Source organism: Sulfurimonas sp. (genome assembly GCF_027056685.1).
GTDB lineage: Bacteria > Campylobacterota > Campylobacteria > Campylobacterales > Sulfurimonadaceae > Sulfurimonas.
Map to the genome: position 1 here is coordinate 1 of NZ_JALUKE010000198.1, position 2317 is coordinate 2317.

The window sequence follows — 2317 nt, forward strand, 5'->3', positions numbered from 1 at the left end:
ATGCAAAAATTCGACAAAAAAATAGTGATGTTATTAACCTCTACATTATTCATGGCGTTCCTGTTCTAAACTTAGCTGGGCTTGAGGCAGTCAACTACACTGCCAACTTTTTAAAGATGATAAACGAAAAAAATCTCACCTGTTCTCTTGAGGGAGAGTTTCCATTCTTTGCCATAAAAGATGCCATAAAACGAGATATTCTTAAACTTACAGCTGGAGATAAAAAAGCAAAAGTACAGATAGTTCCAATGTTGCTTGTCAGTGGAAATCACTATGACAACGATATGAAAGAGATTTGTGAGGAAGTTGGTGAGTATTGTGATGCAAGGATTGTTGCGTCATTTACGCAAGATAAAAAATTTAATCTTATAGAACAAGAAGAAGTAAGAGAAATATTTAGAGCAAATATTGAAGTAGAAATAAAAAAACTAGGGCTTTAAAAGCCTCTAGTTTTTTACGAGCAATTTTACGCTGCACAAAGTCTTTTATCAAATAAGAAGTTACACTCATTTGTTTTATTGTAGGCTTTTACAGCTGCTAAAACTGCTACATCTACAAGTGGTTCTAAGATGATTACAGACATATATGCTGCACCAAAAGTAAGAACATTGTGGATGTTTTCAGCACTAAATCCTTGTCCATATAACGCCCAAAAAGCAACCCATGCAACAATAGCACCTTCCCAAACAATAGAGAGTTTAAGGAGTTGTGTGTATGTTATATCTTTATATGCTACACCTTGAGGTATAACTTTTTTTGCTGCCATATTTAAAGCAAATATACTTGCAAGAAGTGTTGTTACATTGATGCCGTACTGTGGTAAATCAGAATGCTCAAAGAAAAGTCCTTGAACAAGTAACCCAAGTGCCAAACCAATACTAGCAGGTGCAATTCCAAATACCAAAAAGATAGTTGTTCCTAAAATAAGATGTACCTCACTTACGCCTATTGGATAGTGTGGTAAAACTTCAAAACAGAAAAAGACAATAGAAGCTGCAATAATACTTTTAAGTATTAACGAAACAACACCATTCTCTTTTATATTATCATACGCTACTTTTGCAGTAGCACCAAGAACTACGGTTGCAGTTCCATAACTCAGTAACATTTTTGCACCACTCACTACACCTGGTTCAATATGCATATATTTCCTTTTGTAAGTAGATAATAACCCGTTACTCTACTTAAATTTTTTACTTTAAAAGATCTGGCTTACCATACCCCATACGGAGATGGCTTACAGTTCCGGGAGAGCTCAGGATTTCCACCATGATTCTATTAAGGGCACCTCTAAAAACTCTAGTAACTCTCAGCTATACAGAGGAGTTTACAATCAAGGCACTCTTTTGAAGGCCTAGCCATAGCTAAGGCGAAAAAGAGTAATGCAGAGTGTACACTCCTCTGTAAAGCCCAAAGGGAGGGATAAAAAAAGCGAACTTGTACAAAACTTTTCATCACCGTAGCTACGGCTACGCTTCAAAAAAGGTTTTGCACAATTTCATCTTTTTTTCTTCCCTCTGAGAATTGCTAGGGTTTTTAGAGATGCCCTTAAAATTATAAGCCAATTATAGCATAAAGTTTTAGTGTTATAATTTTAGGGCATCTCTAAAAACTCTAGTAACTCTCAGCTATACAGAGGAGTTTACAATCAAGGCACTCTTTTGAAGGCCTAGCCATAGCTAAGGCGAAAAAGAGTAACGCAGAGTGTACACTCCTCTGTAAAGCCCAAAGGGAGGGAAGAAAAAAAGCGAACTTGTACAAAACTTTTCATCACCGTAGCTACGGCTACGCTTCAAAAAAGGTTTTGCACAATTTCATCTTTTTTTCTTCCCTCTGAGAATTGCTAGGGTTTTTAGAGAGGCCCTTTATTTACATGTATTGAGGAGCAGAAAAAAAGTGAAAGTTGTGAGTAATGGGAGTTAAAACAATTATTGATTTACAAGAGGTAAATACTCTTTTTGCAGAATATAATTTTACGGAGATCATACAGACCTCTTATGGCACTATGGACACGACATATATAGTGAAAAATGAAAAATCTGCATATATTTTAAAAAAATATGAAAGGGAGATGGGAAGAAAAATAGAGACCGATCAGATGCTGCTAAAAGTGCTTTGTGTCAATGGCTTCAATACTCCCCAGTTTTTGTGTCAGAAGAGCGAGTGGTATCTCTATACTAAACTCAAAGGAGAAAGTCCAAGCAGTGTAACACTTGCACAGATACAAGCACTTGCAAGATTTATGGCAAGTTTTCATAATATTAGTCGAAATTTCAGATTTGCAGAAGCTTTTTTAAACTCCTACAATATAGTGAGG

2 protein-coding genes and 1 pseudogene are annotated in these 2317 nt (G+C 35.9%); 2 read left to right on the plus strand and 1 reads right to left on the minus strand.

The window, feature by feature from the left end; translation table 11 throughout:
• Positions 1-440 (plus strand): annotated as a pseudogene (locus MVY38_RS08825) (cobalt chelatase); the annotation flags it as partial.
• 26 nt (positions 441-466) lie between these two features.
• On the opposite strand, the gene MVY38_RS08830 reads toward MVY38_RS08825, so the two are convergent.
• Positions 467-1144: an energy-coupling factor ABC transporter permease gene (locus MVY38_RS08830; RefSeq protein WP_297485345.1), complete on the minus strand. Its 678-nt coding sequence runs from the start codon at positions 1142-1144 to the stop codon at positions 467-469.
• A gap of 768 nt (positions 1145-1912) precedes the next feature.
• On the opposite strand from MVY38_RS08830, the gene MVY38_RS08835 reads away from it, so the two are divergent.
• Positions 1913-2317, plus strand: a 405-nt coding sequence (locus MVY38_RS08835; RefSeq protein WP_297485347.1) for a phosphotransferase, incomplete at its 3' end; no start/stop codon positions are given.